Raw genomic sequence first — 22,920 nt, 5'->3', positions numbered from 1 at the left:
TAATAATAACACCACAAAAAGAGCTTTTGCTCTTTTTGTGGTTTCTACAGGTTGAAAATAATGTCTAATCTAGCTTCCTCTCACCCGCAGTTTGACTTTAAGGTATGGTTTAATTTTTTAGTTCCTTCATTGATTGGCGTCCTCTTATTCATGACTCCAGTGCCAATGGACGGGGCAATGACTATTCCTATCGCTGTTATGGCAAAAGCGGTGCAAGCACATATTACATCGTATGCCGATACGTTGATCACTCTAATTATTTGTACTACAGGTGTTTTATCATTGATTTTCAAGGCTTTTAAGCCTGCGGTATTAATGAAATCTACTATTTTAAAGCATCTTTTTGATGTGCATTGGCTTTGGCTAGTGATCCGCTTATTTGGTATGGCGTTTATTATCTTAACGGTTTTAAGTATTAATAATCCGGATTTTAAATCGACGTTACCAGAGTTTTTAATTCCACTTTTCGATGGTATTACATCAGGAAATACCGGTGGCTTAGTGCTAAAAGATTTATTGCCGGTGTTATTTTCGGTATTTATTTTAGCGGGTTTATTACTGCCTTTATTGTTGAATTTTGGCTTGCTTGAGTTAGTAGGCACGTTATTAACTAGAGTAATGCGCCCGTTATTTGGCGTTCCAGGGCGAAGTGCTGTTGATTGTGCAACTTCGTGGCTAGGTGATGGCAGTGTGGGTATTTTAATGACCGCGCGCCAATATGAAGAAAAGCATTATACTCAGCGTGAAGCGGCGATTATCGGTACTACGTTCTCCGCGGTATCAATTACTTTTTGTTTGGTGGTATTAGGCCAAGTAGGGCTGGAAAAATTATTTGCCCCGTTTTATTTAACCGTTTGTTTAGCTGGGGTTGTTGCTGCGCTGATCGTGCCACGTATACCGCCATTGAGCTTTAAAAAAGATATATATATTGATGGAAGTCAGCCCGATAAGCATAAAGAACGCGTGCCACATGGCAAAAATGTGTTCAAACATGCGCTACATGTAGCGCTGCACAAAGCTAAAAACTCACCGGGCTTTGCTGGTACCATAAAAGAAGGTATTCACAACGCATTAGATATGGTGTTTGCAGTATTACCTGTGGTTATGGCTGTGGGCACGTTCGCATTAGTTATTGCTGAATATACGCCGATATTTGCTTATTTAGGCAAACCGTTCATCCCATTTTTAGAGTTATTACAAATCCCAGAAGCAGAAACTGCTGCGCAAACGATCATGGTTGGCTTTGCGGATATGTTTATTCCGTCAATATTAGCTGCTGGCACGATCGAAAGTGATGTTACTCGTTTTATTATTGCGGCAATGAGTGTAACCCAGTTGATTTACATGTCAGAAGTGGGCGCGCTTTTATTGGGTAGTAAAATCCCAGTCAATATATTTGAATTATTTGTAATATTTATTCTCAGAACCTTGATCACGTTACCCGTTATTGCCCTGATGGCACATTGGTTGGTTGGCTGATCCTGCCAGTTGTTAATTTATAAAAAGCCTTGATTAATCAAGGCTTTTTTTTATGGTTGTTAAAGTGGTTTATCAATCAATAAAATTGCTTGATCGGCGGGCAGGGGTTTAGCTTTTAAGAAGCCTTGGCCAAAATCACATTGAGTTTTTTGTAATATGGCGAGTTGCTCTTGAGTTTCAATTCCTTCGGCTACAACATCTAACTTAAGTGATGATGCCAATGACAAAATGGCGTCAACCAATGGCGTGGCGGTGTCTTTAAGGCGGTCAATAAAGCTCTTATCAATTTTTAGCACATGAATTGGCAGTTGGTGTAAGTAACCCAAAGAAGAGTACCCCGTGCCAAAATCATCTAAACATAACTTTACTTTTAATGGCGCTAACCCTTCAATTATCTTAGTTGCTAATTCTAAGTTTTCGATCAAACCTGATTCGGTGATCTCTAAACATAAGGAGCCTAATGCTAGCTCATATTTATTATAAATAGCATGAATTTGTGAGATAAAGTCTATGCTTGCAAAATGTCGTGAGGAAACATTCACTGTCACACGTAAGAAACGTTTACCTTGTTGTTGCCACGCAGCTATTTGTTTTCCTGCCAGATCTAATAAATGCAGGTCGAGATTAATTATTTGCCCGGTGTGTTCTGCTATTGAAATAAAATCATTAGGTGAGACAAAGCCTTTGCGTGGGTGATGCCAACGTACGAGTGCTTCAAAACCGACCACGTTACATTGTTGTATAGCAAAGATCGGCTGATAATATAACTCAAACTCATTATGCTCAATGCCATGCTGTAAATCATTTTCTATATCAGCGTGGCTTTTGAGCTTTTTACGCATGGTGTTATTAAAAAATCTTACTTGGCCACGGCCTGTTGATTTAGCTTCGTACATTGCAGCATCGGCATGCTGTAATAACTGATAGGCTTTGTCGTTTTCGTTTTCACAAAATGCAACGCCAATACTGGTCGAAGCTTGCAGTAAATGGCCATCAATATTAAGTGGCTCCGCGAGGACTTTTTTAATCCGTTTTAGTGCGTCGTTAACTTGGTTTTTGCGACTGATATTTTCCATAAAAATAGCAAACTCATCACCACCGAGTCGTGCGAATGTATCGGTATTTCGTATTGTGCCTTTAATTAACTTACAAATGGCGATTAAAAAGTGATCGCCCACTTCATGTCCTAATGAATCATTGATGCTTTTGAAGCGGTCGAAATCTAGATACAGCAACGCATGATATCGCCCTTTGGGTGTTCGAGTAAGCCGTAAAATGCCGTGCTTAATGCGGTCAATTAGTAAAGAGCGATTAGCAAGCCCAGTTAATTCATCATGCAAAGCGCGATGTTCCAGTGCTTGGCGAGATAGTTGTCTGTCGATGGCCATACTAATTTGGCGGCTGACATACGTCAGTAGGGTGCGGTCATGATCATTATAATGGTGAGTTTTATCGTAACTTTGTACCACGATCACACCGCTTATATGATCGCTTACTTTAAATGGTACACCAAGCCAAGATTCTGACTGGCGACCCACCATTTTAAAGTGGCCATCATTTATATGTTGTTGATATTCTTTTTTATTTAATAGTAAAGGCTGTTCGGAATTTAAAAGATAATAGGATGCAGTATGTTTTAGTTGCTCTTTTGATATCTTTTTATGGGCATTTGAACGTACTCCTTCCTCGACAATGTAAACAATATCGAGAATATCGATATTTTTGTTGTATAGCCCTACCAAAAAGTTATCAGCGCGCAGCAAGTTGGTCATAATGCCATGCAATGCTTCTAAAAAAGTATCCAAATCATTGGCTTGATAGGTTAAATTTGCTATTTGTAAAAGCGTTCCTTCTAGCTTTTGTGCTGCATTTAATTTGCTTACCGTTTGTTGCAAGTTTTCAACGGTGTTGACCTGATTTATTTTAGCACTGAGCAAATGCGCTACGGTGGTTAAAATTTCAAGATGGGCATCACTAAAATAGTTACGTACCGGATGCTCGCAGTCTATAACTCCTAAAACCTGCTGCTTATAAACTAATGGTACGCATAGTTCAGACATTGCAGGGCGTACATCTGCGATATAACGGCTATCAGTACTGACATCACCAATAATGACTGCGCTGCCTGTTGAAGCAACATAACCAGTAATGCCTTGATTAAATGCGATGGTTTTTCGTTCTATGGCATAGTTACTATTAGTAGGAGACACTCCCATTGATGCGACTTCATGCAAGGTTGTAGCACTTTCATCGGCAATATAAATAACACAATCAACAAAACCTAGCCGTTTAACTACTTCAGTGGTGACATAGTTGAATAGCTCATCGAGTTTATCTAACTGTAATAAGCTTGATGAAAACTGATTAATAATACTCAGTTGCTCGGTTTTAGCATCAAGCGCTGAAGATAACTCTACTTTATTCTGCATATGCCACGCGTGAATATACCGTCTTGTGTCATTAATGAATCTATAGATTAACGGAATGTTAACGTTTAGACAAAGAATAAATAAAACTAGCAAGATATGTACGTAAAGGAAAACGCACGCCAAACTATTGATGATTCAGTGCTTTCATTCTATCCGTTGATAAAAAGCATCAGTAAAAACCGCAATAAAATCTTTACTCAGATAGGGCATATGCATATGATCAACTAAATTCAGCCGAGGAAACAAGTAATGACAAAGCAAGCCTTCGACACTCAGTCAATGTTAACTATCACTCGCCCAGATGATTGGCATGTTCATTTACGTGATGGGGATCAATTAAAAGATACAGTGCGTGATATTAGCCGTTATATGGGACGCGCTATTATTATGCCAAACTTAGTTCCTCCGGCAACCTGTACTGAAACGGCTTTAGCGTATCGCGACCGTATTATGGCGGCTGGACCACAAGGAAATTTTGAGCCTCTGATGGTGCTTTATCTAACTGATAACACGAGCGCGGATGAAATCAAAAAAGCGCATGCCACTGGTAAAATCGTTGCCGGTAAAGTGTATCCAGCAGGTGCGACAACAAATTCTGATTCTGGTGTAACATCAATTAAAAAGATTTACCCAGCATTAAAAGCCATGCAAGAAGTTGGTATGTTATTGCTGATCCATGGTGAAGTGACAGATTCATCGATTGATATATTCGATCGTGAAAAAGTATTTCTAGAGACAATTTTAATTGATGTGGTACAAGACTTCCCAGATTTAAAAATTGTGCTTGAACATATCACCACGAAAGATGCCGTTGATTTTGTAAATAATGCCTCTGATAATGTGGCTGCAACCATTACGGCACATCATTTATTGTATAACCGCAATCATATGCTAGCGGGGGGGATCCGCCCACATTATTACTGTTTACCAATATTAAAACGTAATACACACCAACAAGCACTTATTAGTGCTGCGACCAGTGGCAGTGCTAAGTTCTTTTTAGGTACTGATTCCGCGCCGCATTATAAAGATAAAAAAGAAGCCGCATGTGGGTGTGCCGGAGCATACACCGCTCATGCTGCACTTGAGTTATACGCGGAAGCATTTGAAGAAGCCGGTGCGCTTGATAAGCTAGAAGGCTTTGCAAGTCATTTTGGTCCAGACTTTTATGGTTTAGCACGTAATACAGATACAGTTACACTTCTAAAGCAACCATGGACAGTGCCAGCAAGTTACCCATTAGGAAATGATCACGTGGTGCCAATTAAAGCCGAAAGCACAATTGATTGGCTGATTAAATAACCATAAAGTCAGTAAAGCACAGCTAAGAAAGGTGTGCTTTTTGTATTAAAATTAATCACTTGAACAGTTTTATTGAGTTGATGTTAAAAGCATTAAAATAATTCTCAATTAATAGAGCTAAAACAATTATATTGTGTTAACCTTAACTTGCTTTGAGTTTTTGCGTATTGAATTTTTTGGTTAATGTGCGGCGTGTAAGGTTTCCGGTTAATGGTTATTACTTCTTCCTGTACTTTATCCCAGCGATTTATTGGGCATTCACTCAGGGAGGATATAGCCAATCTGGCTGAATTTTAATTATTGACTTACAGGAAAATTTGGTATGTCAAACACGGTTACTGGTAAAGTTAAGTTCTTCAACGAAGCTAAAGGCTTCGGTTTTATTGAACAAGAAAATGGTCCTGACGTATTCGTACATTTCAGCGCTATTACAGGCTCAGGTTTTCGCACTCTAAGCGAAGGCCAACAAGTGTCTTTCGGCATCAAGCAAGGCCAAAAAGGCCCTGAAGCTGAGAACGTAGAACTAGCATAATTTTTATTATGTGAACCTAGGTTCAACTTGGTGAAACAGGACTCTGTTTCACCATAATTCCTCTCATCAAATTCTTTTTTAAAATAAACCTTTTACCGCTACTTTTTTAAATTCAATAAATATACACTAAATTCTGAATGCTATTTCACTAGACCAAATGCTGCTCAATACAAGCGGTGTACATATTTGCGTCCCTCAATAAACTTTTTATACCAACTGTATATAGTTAGTCAGCTACTCAACACCAATAAAGATGATGTTTTTAATTAAATTAGTATTTAATTAGATAGTGCTATTTTGCCTCTGATTGCTCATACATAAGTTCGGCACGTTAGTAATCGGTATAAATAGGAACAGGGGATATCGCCTCAACATGTTTAATGTGATTATTTCTAATATCTTGATAACACTGGCAGTGACTCTTTGAGTCTTACAGAGAAAACGGGTATTACTTTAGGCCTTAATCATACGCCACGCTTTCCTTTAAAAGGTCCAGTTGCTAATTTTTATATGCGATATATCCTAGGTTTGGCTGCATAAAAAGGCTTTTTTACTGAATGATTACGCTTATTCGAAATAATTATGAACTTTTTTTAACCCTCTTAGATTACACATAAAATGTTACATTTATGTTTTGTATTTCATGGCTGACGGTAGAACTGTTGTTAGGTAGCGGCTTTCATCCCAGCTGAAAACTCAGTGGTGTTGCATTTATGTTAATCCTTTGTTTTTTGTGTTTTAGTTTGCAATGATTGAATTAATTTATTTCGATCTAATTCCAAACATCAAGTTGACAGCATGCATTGCATTTAGCATTATTGGAGGGTTGATATCTATTAAAAGATATCAGGGTTGTCTCCTTCGGGAGGTAATTAAATTATAAAAGTAACATTACTTAATTGGTTGGGAACTATGTCTGTTAAAATCAGAAAGAGTCTTGTAGCAACTGCGTTGGTTGGCGCTTTTGCATTCGCAAGCAGCAATGTGATTGCAGATCCTTTGAATGACGTGCAAAAAGCAGGTCTACAAATTCAAACGGCTGCGGTTAAGTCTCAAACTAAAATTGACAATGTATATGGTCAAACTCAAGAGCTATTAGCTGAGTACCGTAGCGTTGTTGATGAATCTGAGCTATTGAAAGTATACAACGATCACGTTGCACGTTTGGTCGCTGACCAAAATGCACAAATTGAATCGTTTGACCGTCAAATTGCTACGATCGACAACACAAAACAAAACGTTGTGCCTTTGATGTATCGCATGATCGATACGCTCGAGCAATTCATCAAAGCGGACGTTCCGTTTAACAGTGACAATCGTTTGGCGCGTGTTGAAAGATTACGTGAAACAATGGTTTCTTCTTCTGTAACGACTTCAGAGAAGTTCCGTCAAGTATTAGAAGCATACACAATTGAAGCTGCATACAGCTCTTTAGTTGCTGCTTCACAAGGTACTTTAGAAGTTGATGGCAAGAGCATTAACGTTGATTTCGGCCAACTTGGTCGTATCACATACGTTGCTCAATCGTTTGACTTAAAACACGCATGGGTATGGGATAACAACACTAAACAGTGGAAAGAATTAGGTGATGAATACCTAAAACCTGTTAAAGAAGTTATTCGTATGGCGCGTAAGCAAGCGACATTAGAACTTGTTAAACTACCAATCTTTGGCGCGGAGTAATCAATAATGAAGAAACTATTTAAAGGTTTTGCTGTTGCAGCAGTACTATCTGTTTCTGCAGGTACCGCGCTTAATGCACATGCAAATACTTCTGCTTTAGATAAAATTCTTGAGCAAGTAAAGCAAGAGCGTATCTCTGAAGGCAAAATCAATAAGCAACGTGAACAAGAGTTCTTATCAGATCGTGCTGATAAGCAAGCGTTACTTAATAAAGCAAAAAGCCAATTAGCGGCTGAAAAGTCACGTGGTGATAGCTTAACAAAGCAATATGCACAAAACGAAACTACCTTAGCTGAGAAAGAGGCTGCTCTTCAAAGTGCACAAGGTACGTTAGGTGAAATGTTTGGTGTTGTACGTCGTGCTGCGCAAGATGCAATCGGTTCAATCGAAGCATCTCTTGTTTCTGCTGAAAAGCCTGGCCGTGCTGAAATCTTACGTTCATTAGCTGCTGCTAAAGAGTTACCAACAGTTCGTGAACTTGAAGAGCTTTGGATAGCGCTACAAACTGAAATGACTGAGTCAGCTAAAGTTTCTACTTTTGAAACTGAAGTTGCAGGTCTTGACGGTAACGCAACAGTTAAGAAAGTAACCCGTATCGGTAACTTCAACTTAGTAACAGACGATGGCTACTTAATCTATTCGCCTGAAACTAAATCGATTCAGCCTTTAGGTAAACAACCTGATGGTTATATCCTTGCTGGTATTAAAGACTTAGAAAATACGTCTTCTGATAACTATGCTGGTGTATATGTGGATCCGACTCGTGGTGCTATCTTACGTATCAATACACAAAAAGCGACACTTGATGAATACTTCCACCAAGGTGGCGTAGTTGGTTACATCATCACTGCGTTATTAGGTTTAGGTATCTTAATCACACTAGTACGCTTTATTGACCTTACTCTTACTCGTAGTAAGATTAATAGTCAGCTTAAAAACGTGTCTACACCGAATACAAATAACCCATTGGGTCGTATTCTTAAAGTGTACCATGACAACAAAACGCAAGATGTTGAAAACCTTGAGCTTAAACTTGATGAAGCGATTCTTCGTGAAACGCCACGCATTGAAGCTGGTATCAATATCATTAAAATCCTTGCTGCAATCGCGCCGTTACTTGGTCTACTAGGTACGGTAATCGGTATGATCTTAACGTTCCAAACAATCACATTGTTCGGTACAGGTGATCCGAAGATCATGGCAGGTAACATCTCTCTAGCACTTGTAACTACTGCGCTAGGTCTAATAGCTGCATTACCACTTATTCTTCTTCACGCTGTTGTTGCGGGTCGTAGTAAGTCGGTATTACACATCCTCGATGAGCAAAGCGCAGGTATTATTGCTACTCACGCGGAGAAGGAGAAAGCCTAATGCTAGTCCTGATGGAGATCTGGGAATCTATCAGGGATTTTGTTGGCACAGGCGGCCAGGTTTTATACGTGGTCGCGATAGCACTCTTTCTTATGTGGGTTTTAATGATTGAGCGCTATTGGTTCCTACTTGCAGAATTTCCTCGTTTATCGTCGGAAATTGTAGCAAAGTGGGATGCCCGCCAAGACACTACGTCTTGGTACGCACACAGAATCCGTGAAGCATGGATTTCTGAAGCGTCTGAAAAATTAGATCAGCGTATGTTGTTGATTAAAACATTAGTAGCTGTTTGTCCTTTAATTGGCTTACTTGGTACAGTAACAGGCATGATCGCGGTTTTTGAAACCATGGCAAGCCAAGGTACAGGTAATGCACGTTTAATGGCATCAGGTATTTCAATGGCAACAATCCCAACAATGGCTGGAATGGTTGCGGCATTATCTGGAGTATTCTTTAGCTCACGCCTTGAGGCAAGAGCGAGAATGGTGAAAGCCAAGCTTGTTGATAGTATGCCTCATCACTAGAGAGAGAATTAAATATGGCACGTAAACAACGTTTTCGTGAAGAAGAAGATGCAACGGTAGATATGACACCGATGCTTGACATCGTATTTATCATGCTTATTTTCTTTATCGTAACTACATCGTTCGTTAAAGAGGCTGGTATCGAGGTCAATAAACCAAAAGCGGCCCAAGCTACGAAGCAAAAAAATGCTAACATTTTTATTGCAATTCGTGACAACGGCGAAATCTGGATTGATAAACAGCAAGTTGATGTTGAACGTGTTTCAGCAAAAATCGAAAGTTTATTAGCAGAACAACCTACTGAAGTTGTAATTTTGCAAGCTGATAAAGATGCAAAACACGGCGTAGTGGTTAAAGTTATGGACCAGATCAAAGCGACGGGCGACAACCTGAGAATTTCAATAGCTGGAGATCAGTAATGATTCGTTTTCTGTTTTCACTGATTGCAGGTGGGGCAGTTACTTTCGGCTTGTTCTACTTCATGGCCTTCCTCATCTCTGGTGGGGCTGACCGTAATACGGAACAAAAAGAGCAGATCATAGTCGAAATTATGACGAATCCGCCTGAATCTAAGGTGCAGGAACGGAAGCGAGTACCGCCTCCGCCGCCTCCACCGCCAAAGCAGCCGCCTAAACCGCAGCCGCCACAGCCGGAAAATAACAACCCAAATCCAGGTGCTATGTCATTTAACATGCCAAGCATTGATGTGGGAAGTTCGGCAGGTGGTCTAAGTGGTCCAGGGGCATTCGGACGAGACGGTGATGCGACACCAATCGTTCGTATTGAACCAAAATATCCAACACAAGCAGCACGTGATGGCAAAGAAGGTTGGGTACAACTTTCATTCTCAATCGATGAATTGGGTGGGGTTACTGATGTTGAAGTAATTGACGCAGACCCTAAACGTATTTTCGATAGAGAAGCTAAACGCGCCTTGAGCAAGTGGAAATACCGTCCTAAAATTATTGACGGTAAGCCACAAAAGCAAGTTGGTTTACAAGTTCAGCTAGACTTTAAAATTAACCAAGGCAATTAAGGAGGCAAGTAATGAGAAATTTATCTAAAGTAACAGCACTTGCGGTACTTATGTCTTTCTCGGGTGCAGTATTTACTGCACCGGTTCTAGCAGCGCCAGATCCCGCGAAAATTGAAGCGCGGAAGAAAGCAAAAACTAGGATCATGGGTGAGCGCACTGGTAAAAAAGTTATAAAAGCGTTTGACTTGTATAACGAAGAAAAGCTTGATGAAGCTATCGCCATGTTGAAAGAAATCGATGCTTCTGATGATTTCGACAAAGCAACCGTTAACCGCTATTTAGGTAGCATGTATGGCCAGAAAGAGCAGTACAAAACTGCGATTGGTTACTTAAAATTAGCTGTTGCCCCTGATGTGTTAAACTTTGCCGATCAAGAACAAAGTTTAAAAACATTAGGCGATATGTATGCTGGTACTGAGCAGTATGAAAAAGCCAAAGATGCTTATGTTGCATGGATGGACTTTACTGGTGAAGAAGATGCAACGGTTTATACTCGTATAGCCCAAGCTAACTATCAGTTAGGTAAATTCCGTGATGTTTTTACACCCGCTGAGAAAGCAATTAAACTTCAAAAAGAGCCTAACAAAGGCCCTTACCAATTAAAATTAGGTTCTTACTTTGAGCTTAAAGACTATAAAAATATGGTCAAAGTTGGTGAAGAAATTGTTCGTATCTGGCCAGATGATAAAAAAGCATGGGTAAGCTTAGGTAAATACTACCTTCAGACGGAAGACTATAAAACTGGTCTTGCAACGATGGAAGTAGCTTACAAAAATGGTTATTTTGAAACTGAAGTTGATTATAAAGTTTTGTCTAACTTTTATTCATTGAATGAAATTCCTTATAAAGCCGCTAAGGTTTTAGAGAAGTCTATCAATGATAAAATTGTTAAGCGTAATAAACAAAATATCAGCGCAGTAGCCAGTAACTATCATCGCTCAAAAGATATTGAAAAAGCAGCTAAGTACTATGAAGAAGCGGCTAAATTTGATGACGATGCTGAGCTTTATCGCAAAGCAGGTTCATTACTTTTACAATCGCAAAATTATAGTGCTGCCGTTGTTCGTTTGAACAAGGCGCTTGAATTAGGTTCTGATAAGACAGGAACTATTTATTCAGATTTAGCGGAAGCTTATTACTATCAAGAAAAGTATAAGCAAGCTTATGCTGCAATTACTAAAGCAATGGATGACCCTCGCACGCGTAAGTTTGCAAAAGGTTGGTCTGTATTTATTAAAGATAAAGCCGCTCGCAACGGTGTTAAGATTTAACTTTAATTCGCTATAGCAATTTATAAAAAGCCCCTATGGGGCTTTTTTTATTGGATTTAACTCATTATGAAACACCTAATATGGATATGCTTCTCAGCGCTTTTCTTGAGCGCATGTGGTGATACGAATAATCAGTATCAAAGTAAAGAGCAAGCTCAGCAAGCATTGCAAACACTAAATCAATTTTTAAGACCAACAGGTGAAATTAAACAAGTTAACGAGCAACAGTTTCCATTTAGTGATGCATATTTGAAAGAGCGTCACAGCATATATCAAGCCATGCAAACCTTAGACTTCACTCCTGTCGCGCAGAGTTCATTGGATTATCTTATTATTGCAGAGCGCTTTCCGGAGCGCTATTTTACATGGCCGGTGTATATTCCTGTGCTTGATAATATGCTTGCCTATAACCAACAACACGACATTACTGCAAACATAAACAATTGGCTCAGTTTTACTCAGCAGCAGTTGGTGCTTGCTAAAGAGAGTAAACTTAGACTCAACTCAATTGAGCTTAATGCGTTACAAACGCAGGTAACTAAGAATCTTACTCGCGTTGATCTTCCAGCAAACATTAAACACACTCTCAACGAGTTTAATGAGTATTTAGCGCTCTATACACCCCGTGGAAGTGTTGGTTTACATGGCTTATCAAATGGTGGGTCTTGGTATCAAAGTAAGTTAAATTACTTCTCAGGCACTACTAAAGCACCAATAAATTGGCTAGTTGCAGTGCAATCTCAGTTGAAGGAAATGCAGCAAGGGGTATACTCTATGCGTTTTGCAGTTGATCATCAGCACTCAGTCCTTGAGCAGCGTTTTGCATTGTCTAAAGATAAGCAAGTTGGCTTTGATTGGGCGCAAAATTACTTGAGCTTAAGGGGTTATGCAGGGCAAGCTGCAACACAGATAAGTAATCAAGAGCGTACTTTCTGGTTAGCTATGATGGAAACCGATCTTGGCATCCATTACCATGCTTGGACTGTGCAACAAGCGAAAGTTAATTTACTGAAACGATTAAAAATGACGCCACAACAAGTCGATTATTTAGTGGCTGATATCATTTTTTATCCGGCGCAAAGTTTTGCGTTCGCAACACTTTTAACAACTTCGTAAGCTCGCTTGCTGATTTTTATGACCTTGGCTCGCAGTTGCCGCAGCGCTGCGCTGTTGGATCGGCATTTAGCCGTTGCGAGTCAATTTTTTCTTCACAGTCACAGCAATAACCATATTGGCCGATATCGATTTGACAGACTGCCGCTTCAAGTTGTTCTAAGCGTACTATGATATCTTTATATTCAGTGCCAAGTTGCTTCTGCGTAAGCTCTAACCATTGTTCAGGGTTATTTTTGCGCAAGGTTTCAGCTAGCGAGTGATGCAGTAGGTTACATGAACTTGATAGTGTCGTAAGCAAGCACAGCCTTACTTGCTCTAACTCTGTTTTAAGTTGTTGAAGGTGATATTGAGCATTGATCATTGTCATTGTCCTCGTTGAGCAATGCTGCAGTATTCATTAATTTAAAAAAGCCGACTATGATGTGTGTCAAATTAAGGTGCGATAGCGTATTTTTTCAAAACATCGGCAACATCTTCTTTTGTTTTAAGGCGTCTGATCTCATCAAACAAAATATCGGCCTGGCTATATTGGCGTTTTAAATAGCCCAGCCACTGCTTAGTACGAGAAGCAAAATACTTTTCATCTTTCGCGGGGTCATGATGTATGGCTGAATGGATCAGATGATAGAGAATATGCTCCCACTTTAAGCCAACATAGTGCTCATCATTAAAGTGTGCTTTTATTTTGCGTGCTAAATCAGGATGCGACAGTGCACCGCGACCAAGCATTAAGTCTTTACAACTACTACGTTGCTGGCAAAGTAGTGCATCTTCTACTTGCCAAATTTCACCATTTGCGACTACGGCGATGTTTTTATCTTTGATCAGTGGTGGAATTTTCTCCCAATAAGCGGGCGGGTTATAACCGTCTCGCTTTGTACGGGCATGTATAGCAATACTATTGGCACCGGCACTAACAACGGCATCAACAATTTCTTGACTGTTACTGTCATCATCAAAACCTAAACGAATTTTAGCGCTTACTTGATGCTCGCTTGGCACGGCATCACGGACTGCTTTAATGATTTCATACATGTGTTCAGGGTCTTTTAACAGCACAGCGCCACCTTTACTGCGATTGACTGTTTTCGCAGGGCAACCAAAATTAAGATCAACGCCGTGAGAGCCAAGCTCAATTACCCTGACAGCGTTTTCAGCTAATGCGTGTGCGACTTGGCCAAGTAATTGGATACGCACAGGAGTGCCAGAACGCGTTAAACCGTTATTATTTAGCTCTGGGCAATAGCGATGAAATACTTTATCAGGCAAGCAGGCATCGATAACACGTACAAATTCAGTGACGCATAAATCAAAACCACCAATTTCGGTGAGTAGTTGGCGCATTTTAAAATCGACAACCCCTTCCATAGGCGCTAAAACTAATTTCATGATAGGGGCACTTTGACTTGATAAAAGGAGACGTAGTTTACCTGTAAATATAACATTGATAAATGCCAATTTTACTCCCATAGTTAACTTCAATTGTTCACTCTTTTGTAGCGTTATTGTAACTAACAAATAAAAAGTTGCGATTAAGTGAAATATTATTTTTGTAGCAAGGTCTACTTAGTACACCCCTTACATGTTTAGAGAGAGTCATAAAATGAATACACTTAAAAAAAATTCAATTGCGTTAACATTAGGCGCGGTAGTTGTAGGCAGCACAAGTTTTATTTCTGCAGATGTTCAAGCGAATCCATTTGAATTTCAACAAATGGTAACGGGCTACCAAGTCGATGCTACAGAAGGTAAATGTGGCGAAGGTAAATGCGGTGGAGATGCTAAAACTAAAGACGACAAAGCTAAAAAAGAAGGTAAGTGCGGCGAAGGCAAATGTGGTGGCGATGCCAAAGACGACAAAGCTAAAAAAGAAGGTAAGTGCGGCGAAGGCAAATGCGGTGGCGATGTTAAACATGACAAAGCTAACAAAGAAGGCAAGTGCGGCGAAGGCAAATGTGGCGGCGATGCTAAACACGATAAAGCTAAAAAAGAAGGCAAGTGCGGCGAAGGCAAATGTGGTGGCGACGCTAAAAACGACAAAGCTAACAAAGAAGGCAAGTGCGGCGGTGATGCTAAAGCTAACAAAGAAGGCAAATGCGGTAGCCATTAATTAGATAAGTTATGTAACCTGCACTTTAGTTAAGTAGTTTGTTTATAAAAGGGCCGCATTGTGGCCCTTTTAAATGAAGGAGTGGATATGACTGTATCTAGTAACAGTGAATTTGGCATGGTAGGGCTTGGGCTGCGCAGAGAAATGCTCGATGAATTATTGACGCAGATACCAAAGCAAATTGATTTTATGGAAGTGGCGCCTGAGAACTGGTTAAAACTCGGTGGTCGCTTTGCTAAGCAGTTTAAGTCACTGACCGATACAAATAATTTTGTTTGTCATGGCTTGTCATTGTCGATCGGCTCACCTGAACCGTTAGATATTGAATTTGTTAAATCCTTAAAAGTCTTTTTCAAAGCACATAACGTTAAGCTTTTTAGTGAGCACCTTAGTTATTGTTCCGGCAACGGCCACATGTATGATCTGATGCCGATCCCATTTACTGAAGCTGCGATTGCCCATGTTGTTGGGCGGATAAAACAGGTGCAAGATATTCTCGAACAGCAAATAGCTATCGAAAATGTGTCTTATTATGCCGCACCTGGTCAGCAAATGAGCGAGTTAGAATTTACCACTGAAATATTACAGCAAGCTGATTGTAAGTTATTACTCGATGTAAATAATATTTATGTGAATTCGATAAATCATGGTTATGATGCAGAGCATTTTTTAGCTAGCTTGCCATCGCAACGTATAGCGTATGGTCATGTCGCAGGGCATTTCAACGAGGCGGATGATTTACTTATTGATACTCACGGTGCTGACGTGATTGACCCTGTTTGGCAATTACTTGACCGTGCTTATCAACATCATGGGGTGTTTGCGACTTTATTGGAACGTGATTTTAATATTCCAGCTATCGCTGAGCTTACCAAAGAGCTGGATATAATTCATCAACTACAAGCCAAGCACGCAATAATACAGCGAAAAGAAAGTGCCTGATATGAATTTTATTGAAACCCAACAAGCGTTTATGGCGCATATTCGAGCGCCAGATACACAACCAAAGCCCGATGACATTGAAGAACGTCGTATGGCGATCTACCGTGATTTATTTTTCAATAATATCAATGGCTTTATTTCCTCAGCATTTCCGGTTCTGAAAACACTCTACAGCGATAACAATTGGTTAAGATTAGTTCGCCAATTTTTTGCTGAACACGATTGTCAATCACCTTATTTTTTGGATATTGCTGGTGAGTTTATTGCGTATTTAAGTAGTGATTACCAATTGCAAGAAATTGATCCCCCCTTTATGCTTGAGCTTGCTCATTATGAATGGATTGAGCTTGATGTCTCGGTTGCGCATGCGGATCCAACTGATTGCATCATTAATGCACCGCTGAGTAATGTGCCTCTTTATATGGGTAGTTGCGCGCGAAATTTAAGTTATCAGTTTGCTGTACAGCATATTAGTGTTGATTTTCAACCACAGCAGCCTAGTGAACAGCCTCATTATTTTGTGGTGTATCGCGATACCGACGACGAAGTACAATTTCTTGCTACCAATGCAATGACCGCATTATTACTGGCGATTATAGATACAACACCGAGTATCAAATTAGCTTCGTTGGTGGAGCAAGTTGCTTTACAAGCGCCGCAATTTACTACAGAACAGCTTGTGCAAGGTGCTACAGCAACATTACATGCAATGGCAGAGCGTGGCGTTATCGTGACAAAAAATCACCCTTAAAGTCTTTATTGATTATTTTACATCGTCTATTATGTGCGCCTTAACTCGTCGCGCTTAATAAAAGGTAGTACCTATGTCAGAAGATAAAGATTTTAAAGATCCGTTTAATGCAATGTATTTTCTTGCATTCTTAGCTGTGTTTGCAGGAATTGGCTGTTTAAATGCAATCCTAGGCTGGATCACCACAGTCTCTTAATTTAGCACTGCTAAATTATAATAAGGCTGTATATAGTGCAGTCTTATTACTTAATTATTTAACTTCTTACCGACAACTCATTTTTGTGATGTTATAATTGTCTGCTTTGTAATATTACAGATAAAACAGTTTAAATTATGACTCAAGTAACTCCATCTATCATTAAAGATAGCATAACTACTATTGCAGATTACCCTAAAGCAGGCATTATGTTCCGTGATGTAACTACGCTAATGGCTAATCCCGCTGCATTTCAAGCAACAATTAATGCATTTATTTCAGCTTATAAAGATCAAGGTTTTACCAAGATTATAGGTACTGAATCACGTGGTTTTATCTTCGGTGCACCGCTTTCATATGCATTAGGTATTCCTTTTATTCCAGTGCGTAAACCGGGTAAACTGCCACGTGCAGTGATCTCTCAAGATTACCAGCTAGAATATGGTGAAGATGTATTAGAGCTGCATACAGATGCCATTGTCCCAGGTGACAAAGTGCTTTTAGTAGATGACTTGTTGGCAACCGGCGGTACCATTGAAGCGACCGCTAAATTAGTCAATAAGTTGGGTGGTCATGCGACAGATGCAGCATTTGTAGTCTCTTTACCAGAACTAGGTGGCGAGCAACGCATTGCAAAAATGGGGATTAAAATCCTGAAATTGGTTGAATTCGAAGGCGAATAATTAATGAGTTATCAAGTCCTAGCGAGAAAATGGCGTCCACAGACCTTTCATGAATTGGTCGGTCAGTCCCATGTGAAACAAGCGCTTATTAATGCTTTAACACAAAACAGACTGCATCACGCTTATTTGTTCACTGGGACTCGCGGGGTGGGTAAAACCACCATCGCACGTATTTTTGCAAAAAGCTTAAATTGTGATGAAGGCATTTCGGCGCAACCGTGTGGCAAGTGTAGCAGCTGTATAGATATCGAAACTGGTCGTTATATTGACTTACTTGAGATAGATGCCGCATCGCGCACTAAAGTTGAAGATACCCGTGAGATATTGGATAACGTGCAGTACGCGCCAACTCGCGGTCGCTACAAAGTGTACCTGATCGATGAAGTACACATGCTTTCAAAGCATAGTTTTAATGCATTATTAAAAACCTTGGAAGAGCCGCCTGAGCACGTTAAGTTTTTATTAGCGACGACGGATCCACAGAAACTGCCTGTCACCATTTTATCGCGTTGTTTGCAGTTTAATCTTAATGCGTTATCGCAACCTGAAATACTCCAACAACTTGAATATGTGTTAGGTGAAGAAAAATTAAGTTTTGAAACTCAAGCCCTGCAAATTATCGCCAAAGCTGCTGATGGCAGTATGCGTGATGCATTGAGTTTAACTGATCAAGCGATTGCTCAAACGAATGGTGATATTAAGCATCAAGCGGTGCAAGCAATGCTAGGGTTGATGGACAACCATTATAGCCAGCACTTGCTGGTTGCATTATTAGCCCAAGACGGCCATGCATTGATGGCGCAAATCGAGCAAGTTGCCACCCAAAACCCAAATTATATTGCTTTGTTAGATGATCTAATTGGCCTTACACATTTAGCACAATTAACCCAATTAGTGCCCGATGCCGCCAAGTTAGATGAATATAATCGCGAGTTTATTAATGAAGTAGCAAAGAGCTGCGATTCACAACAAATCCAAATTTATTATCAATTACTGCTTAATGGCAAAAAAGACTTACAATGGGCGCCAGAGCCTCGTTTAGGTTTTGAAATGGTTATGCTGCGCTTACTGGCATTTCAACCAGTTGATAGCCAAATGCTTGCAAGTACTGCGGCGCAGGCACCAGCGGCCGATAACAACCGGTCTCGCTCAGCAGCATTGAGAGATATTCTCAATAAAAATAAGCCTGCAACACCACAGCCTGTTGATAACCAAGTATCATTGCCTCAAGCTGCACCGCTAAAAACGGCCGTGAGTGCGCCTGAACAAGTCGTTGCAACAACTGAACACTCTGTAACCGGTGAGCAAACAGCACCTGTCGATACGCAGCCAACTGTTACTACTGCACCACATACAAATTCGGGAATTATGCACGAAGCCGCGCATGGTAATGAGCATGATTCAGATGCTGAGCTTGAGCAACAATTAGTATCCCAATATGATGAGGTAATGAATAACGCAGTGGAGCAGGGCTTTCATAGTGGCTTTGAGCATGCGCCAGAACAATCTTTGCCTGAGCATCAATATAGCGCAGAGCAAACCGCTCCAGCACAAAATAACAGCTCATTCTCTGACTATTCAGATACCACAGATATTAGCCAAAAAGAAGCACAAGCGCAGTCTGCAATTGCACGTATTTTACGAGATAGAAATATTTCCGGTGCAGGTACGCTCTCTGGTGGTAAAACACCTGTGGCGCCATCAACGAATAAACCAGCTGCGGTTGAGCGCGGTACTGCGGTAAAAAAGTCACAGCCCCAGATAACGGGGGCAAGTAGTCAGCCTGAGACTGATGGTTACACGCCGAATATCGCCGCAAATAAGCGTGTGAAACCTGACTTTAAAGAAAAACATCAGACTATTACTGAGAATTTAGCACCGGAATTGCTAGAGCAAATTAATCCACAAAAAGTAGTTGCTGCACCTGAGCCTGAAATAAATATTCAAATACCGGATGATTTTCAAAGCCCGATCAGCGATATTCGTTTTGCACATCAACAAGATGAGTGGGCATACTTAATTAAGCGGATGGGACTTGGCGGGCGGATGCGTCAATTTGCTTTGCATTCAATTTATTCAAAGCAACAACAACAGCTGCACTTAGAAGTGGATGAATCGCAAAAACATCTCGATACCCCGATGTTAAGGCAAAAGCTTAGTGCAGCGCTGGCCAGTATTTACGGGCATAATGTTGAGCTGACAATCAATTTTGCCCCTGGGGTGATAGATTCGCCTTATTTAATTCAGCAAAAGATCGATGCAGGGCGCCATCAGCAAGCAATCGATGTGATCAACGGTGATGAAAATATCGTACAGTTACAGCAGCTATTTTCTGCAATTATCGATGAAAACAGTATTCAGGCATTGTAATTCATTGCAATAGCCCTTATCTTCATGGCAATTAGAAATAGAAAGAGAGAAAGTTATGTTTAAAGGTGGAATGGGTAACATGATGAAGCAAGCGCAGCAAATGCAAGAGCGCATGCAAAAAGCCCAAGACGAAATTGCTCACTTAGAAGTGGTTGGTGAAGCCGGTGCCGGTTTAGTTAAAGTAACCATGCTTGGTAACCACAATGTTCGCCGTGTTGAACTTGACGAAAGTTTGATGGAAGACGAAAAAGACCTTATTGAAGACTTACTTGCCGCTGCGTGTAATGACGCAGTACGCCGTGTAGCAGAAGAAACACAAGAGCGTATGGGTAAAGTAACTGGCGGTATGCAATTACCACCAGGTATGAAAATGCCGTTTTAAGATAAAACATGCAACTTTCAGAGAGTTTAAACCAGCTGATCGAAGCACTACGCTGTCAGCCGGGCATAGGCCCAAAGTCAGCGCAGCGCATCGCGTTTCATCTGCTTGAGCGCGACCGTAAAGGGGGCACTCAACTTGGTAATGCACTTATCAAGGCGATGACTGCAATAGGACACTGTCAATCGTGTCGTACTTTTGCAGAGCAGCCGCAGTGTGAAATCTGTTTAAGCCCCAAACGCCAAGATAGCGGAATTTTATGTGTGGTTGAATCACCTACCGATGTGTTGGCGATTGAACAAACTGGCCAGTATAAAGGTTTGTACTTTGTATTGATGGGACATTTATCACCTATCGATGGTATTGGTCCAAATGAAATTGGCCTTGATATTCTTGAAAGTAAGTTGCAACAAGGTGGGATAAACGAGGTTATATTAGCGACCAACCCTACCGTTGAGGGGGAAACTACAGCGCATTATATTGCCCAGCTTTGTCACCGCTATAAAGTTGATGCATCGCGGATAGCCCATGGTATTCCGGTCGGTGGCGAACTTGATTTGCTCGATGGCATGACATTAATGCATGCATTTAGTGGCCGACGAGTGGTTAGTCAAAATTAGCTCTTAGAAGCGCATTAATTTAAAACCTGCATTAACGTCTGTTATGCAGGTTTTTTGTTTTTATACCTTGGCGGTAAAAGTTTGATCGTAATTTATCCAATAACTGGGTAATCTATTTTTAGTAGCTGGAGTCTTTTTTTCACCAGTTTGGTTAATTTGTAAGGATCACAATGCAAGATAATAAAAAACATCAGCGTGCTTTACTAAAGAGTAAGCGCTTTCTACCGCTTTTTGTCACCCAGTTTTTCTCTGCGTTAAATGATAATATTTATAAACAAGCGGTGCTACTGTTATTGATTTTTCAAACGGCAAATGTTGCCGATGGCGCTTTTTATGCTAACTTAGCGGCAGGCTTATTTATTCTACCGTTCTTTTTATTTTCAGGGATGGCGGGACAAATTGCTGAAAAAAAGGAAAAGTCAAAATTAATCCGCACCGTAAAACTTGCCGAAATTCCGATTATGCTAGTAGGCGCTGTGGCCATTTCAACGCAATCTGTTTGGTTGATGTTAACCACGGTATTCTTAACAGGGTTACAAAGTACCTTTTTTGGCCCGCTAAAATATTCCATTTTACCGCAGCACGTGGCAGCCGATGAATTAACCAAAGCCAATGGCCTTGTTGAATCTGCGACATTTGTGGCTATATTGATTGGCACAACGTTTGGCACGTATTACATTACCCAAACAGTGGGGCCAACGGTCATCTGTGTGGCAATTATAAGCCTGGCGATTATTGGTTATTTGAGTAGTCGCTCTATTCCAATCAGTGCCGCGAATGATCCTAATTTAGTGTTTACTTTTAATATTTTCTCCTCCACCAAAAGCCTATTTAGGGTACTTAATTCACAAACTGAGTCGGTTGGAAAGTCGGTACTTGGTATCAGCTGGTTTTGGTTTATAGGGGCGATTATTTTAACGGCGCTACCAAATTATGTGAAATATGTCATGGTTGGCGATGAGCTGGTCGTCACCAGCGCTTTGGTGGTGTTTTCATTGAGCATCGCAATAGGCTCGCTGTTGTGTGAAAAGTTGTCTCGCTCGCGGATAGAATTAGGTATTGTGCCATTTGGCGCGTTGTTGATCACATTATTTTTGTACTTACTGAGCCAAGAGCCTGCAATGAGCTTTTACCAGCTACCAAGCGAAGAATTATTTACACTTTCACAAATACTGCATACTGGTGACATGTATTGGCATTTTATTTGGATGGCCGGCATTGGCATTGCCTCTGGTTTTTATACTGTGCCATTGTACGCTTTGATCCAACAACGCACCGTCGAATCAAGCCGTTCACGCATCATCGCCGCTAATAATGTGTTAAATGCGTTGTTTATGGTCGCCAGTGCGGTGTTAAGTATTGTAACGCTATCTATATTTGCATGGACGATCCCACAGTTATTCTTGTTACTGGCAGGATTGAATTTACTGATCTCTGTGTATATTTATACCAAGGTGCCAGAGTTCTTCTTACGCTTTGCTGTTTATTTATTGACCATTTGTATGTATCGAGTGCGTACCAAAGGGGATCATAATATTCCTAGTGAAGGCGCAGCAGTATTGGTGAGTAATCACGTCAGCTTTGTTGATTGGATGTTTATTTTAGCGGCATCACCAAGGCCTATTCGATTTATGGTATTTGCCCCCATTTATTATTCTCCCGCGTTGCATTGGTTATTTAAAATGGCCAAAGCTATCCCAATTGACAGTGAAAAATCTAATCCGCAGGCGTTTCAAGAAGCATTTGATGAGGTTGCTAAAGCATTAGATAACGGTGAGTTAGTGGGTATTTTCCCTGAAGGGAGGCTAACTGGCGATGGTTCGATTGATATTTTCCGCCGTGGTATTGAACGTATTATACAGCGTTCACCGGTGGCCGTTATACCTGTCCATCTAGGCGGGTTATGGGGCAGCATGTTTAGTCGTAAAGCAAAATGGCGACTTCCACGACTGAAATGGTCGCTGGTCGCTGTGACTGTTGGCGAGCCTATTGCTGCCAATGCAGTCACTGCAGATGAATTGCGTGAGCGAGTGGTTGCCTTAAAAGAGCAGTATGAAAAAGGTGCTGTTTAATAGCGATTAAACGCTGATGTAACAGAGATATAAATTTAGCGCGCAATATTCAGT

22 protein-coding genes are annotated in these 22,920 nt (G+C 40.6%); 19 read left to right on the top strand and 3 right to left on the bottom strand.

The annotated features are described in order from the left end of the window. Positions 1-60 precede the first annotated feature (60 nt). Positions 61-1,479, top strand: coding sequence for a YjiH family protein (locus H5232_RS04990; protein WP_149982889.1), 1,419 nt, complete (start codon positions 61-63; stop codon positions 1,477-1,479). 59 nt (positions 1,480-1,538) lie between these two features. Here the strand turns inward: H5232_RS04990 and H5232_RS04985 are convergent, their stop codons facing one another. Beyond that, on the bottom strand, positions 1,539-3,908 hold the full coding sequence (locus H5232_RS04985; protein WP_182761619.1) for an EAL domain-containing protein: 2,370 nt from the start codon (positions 3,906-3,908) through the stop codon (positions 1,539-1,541). 249 nt (positions 3,909-4,157) lie between these two features. On the opposite strand from H5232_RS04985, the gene pyrC reads away from it, so the two are divergent. The 9 genes from pyrC (at position 4,158) to H5232_RS04940 (ending at position 12,743) form a co-directional block, all read left to right on the top strand. Continuing rightward, positions 4,158-5,210 carry a dihydroorotase gene (gene pyrC / locus H5232_RS04980; RefSeq protein ID WP_182740019.1) on the top strand — a complete coding sequence of 351 codons (1,053 nt, stop codon included), beginning with the start codon at positions 4,158-4,160 and terminating at the stop codon, positions 5,208-5,210. A 322-nt stretch (positions 5,211-5,532) separates the two neighbouring features. Further along, positions 5,533-5,742 carry a cold-shock protein gene (locus tag H5232_RS04975; RefSeq protein WP_145241558.1) on the top strand — a complete coding sequence of 70 codons (210 nt, stop codon included), beginning with the start codon at positions 5,533-5,535 and terminating at the stop codon, positions 5,740-5,742. Between the two features lie 912 nt (positions 5,743-6,654). After that, complete coding sequence (locus tag H5232_RS04970; RefSeq protein WP_149982892.1) at positions 6,655-7,425, top strand: DUF3450 domain-containing protein; 771 nt, start codon at positions 6,655-6,657, stop codon at positions 7,423-7,425. A 6-nt stretch (positions 7,426-7,431) separates the two neighbouring features. Then, complete coding sequence (locus tag H5232_RS04965) at positions 7,432-8,796, top strand: MotA/TolQ/ExbB proton channel family protein (protein WP_149982893.1); 1,365 nt, start codon at positions 7,432-7,434, stop codon at positions 8,794-8,796. After that, on the top strand, positions 8,796-9,320 hold the full coding sequence (locus H5232_RS04960) for a MotA/TolQ/ExbB proton channel family protein (protein WP_145241564.1): 525 nt from the start codon (positions 8,796-8,798) through the stop codon (positions 9,318-9,320). The genes H5232_RS04965 and H5232_RS04960 overlap by 1 nt, the downstream gene beginning before the upstream one ends. A gap of 14 nt (positions 9,321-9,334) precedes the next feature. Continuing rightward, a complete protein-coding gene (locus tag H5232_RS04955) occupies positions 9,335-9,739 on the top strand; it encodes a biopolymer transporter ExbD (RefSeq protein ID WP_054205753.1) in 405 nt (134 codons plus the stop codon). Continuing rightward, the gene (locus H5232_RS04950) at positions 9,739-10,356 is read left to right on the top strand and encodes an energy transducer TonB (RefSeq protein ID WP_149982894.1); all 618 of its coding nucleotides are present in this window, start codon (positions 9,739-9,741) and stop codon (positions 10,354-10,356) included. The genes H5232_RS04955 and H5232_RS04950 overlap by 1 nt, the downstream gene beginning before the upstream one ends. Positions 10,357-10,367: 11 nt before the next feature. Continuing rightward, complete coding sequence (locus H5232_RS04945; protein ID WP_182717928.1) at positions 10,368-11,627, top strand: hypothetical protein; 1,260 nt, start codon at positions 10,368-10,370, stop codon at positions 11,625-11,627. Positions 11,628-11,693: 66 nt separating this feature from the next. Beyond that, complete coding sequence (locus tag H5232_RS04940; RefSeq protein WP_182767892.1) at positions 11,694-12,743, top strand: hypothetical protein; 1,050 nt, start codon at positions 11,694-11,696, stop codon at positions 12,741-12,743. Between the two features lie 16 nt (positions 12,744-12,759). Here the strand turns inward: H5232_RS04940 and H5232_RS04935 are convergent, their stop codons facing one another. Continuing rightward, entirely contained in the window at positions 12,760-13,104 is a 345-nt protein-coding gene (locus H5232_RS04935; RefSeq protein WP_182830599.1) for a TraR/DksA C4-type zinc finger protein, read from the bottom strand. 71 nt (positions 13,105-13,175) lie between these two features. After that, positions 13,176-14,132, bottom strand: coding sequence for a tRNA-dihydrouridine synthase (locus H5232_RS04930; RefSeq protein ID WP_149982898.1), 957 nt, complete (start codon positions 14,130-14,132; stop codon positions 13,176-13,178). Positions 14,133-14,346: 214 nt separating this feature from the next. Between H5232_RS04930 and H5232_RS04925 the strand changes: the two genes are divergently transcribed. From H5232_RS04925 to H5232_RS04890, 9 genes are all read left to right on the top strand, one after another. Next, entirely contained in the window at positions 14,347-14,853 is a 507-nt protein-coding gene (locus tag H5232_RS04925) for a hypothetical protein (protein WP_182830598.1), read from the top strand. Positions 14,854-14,970: 117 nt separating this feature from the next. Continuing rightward, entirely contained in the window at positions 14,971-15,795 is an 825-nt protein-coding gene (locus H5232_RS04920; protein WP_149982972.1) for a DUF692 domain-containing protein, read from the top strand. Between the two features lies 1 nt (position 15,796). Further along, on the top strand, positions 15,797-16,546 hold the full coding sequence (locus H5232_RS04915; RefSeq protein ID WP_149982900.1) for a DUF2063 domain-containing protein: 750 nt from the start codon (positions 15,797-15,799) through the stop codon (positions 16,544-16,546). A 73-nt stretch (positions 16,547-16,619) separates the two neighbouring features. After that, positions 16,620-16,742: a hypothetical protein gene (locus tag H5232_RS24125; RefSeq protein WP_257325665.1), complete on the top strand. Its 123-nt coding sequence runs from the start codon at positions 16,620-16,622 to the stop codon at positions 16,740-16,742. 137 nt (positions 16,743-16,879) lie between these two features. Then, positions 16,880-17,425, top strand: coding sequence for an adenine phosphoribosyltransferase (gene apt, locus H5232_RS04910; protein WP_149982901.1), 546 nt, complete (start codon positions 16,880-16,882; stop codon positions 17,423-17,425). Between the two features lie 3 nt (positions 17,426-17,428). Further along, on the top strand, positions 17,429-19,795 hold the full coding sequence (dnaX, locus tag H5232_RS04905; protein ID WP_182830597.1) for a DNA polymerase III subunit gamma/tau: 2,367 nt from the start codon (positions 17,429-17,431) through the stop codon (positions 19,793-19,795). 55 nt (positions 19,796-19,850) lie between these two features. Beyond that, a complete protein-coding gene (locus H5232_RS04900) occupies positions 19,851-20,177 on the top strand; it encodes a YbaB/EbfC family nucleoid-associated protein (RefSeq protein ID WP_149982903.1) in 327 nt (108 codons plus the stop codon). 8 nt (positions 20,178-20,185) lie between these two features. Beyond that, positions 20,186-20,794, top strand: a complete 609-nt coding sequence (gene recR, locus H5232_RS04895; RefSeq protein WP_149982904.1) for a recombination mediator RecR — start codon at positions 20,186-20,188, stop codon at positions 20,792-20,794. A gap of 170 nt (positions 20,795-20,964) precedes the next feature. Then, entirely contained in the window at positions 20,965-22,866 is a 1,902-nt protein-coding gene (locus H5232_RS04890) for an MFS transporter (protein ID WP_182717932.1), read from the top strand. Positions 22,867-22,920: the final 54 nt, after the last annotated feature.

Source organism: Pseudoalteromonas sp. SG41-5, assembly GCF_014164495.1.
GTDB lineage: Bacteria > Pseudomonadota > Gammaproteobacteria > Enterobacterales > Alteromonadaceae > Pseudoalteromonas > Pseudoalteromonas rhizosphaerae.
This window is presented reverse-complemented; position numbering and strand designations above follow the sequence as displayed.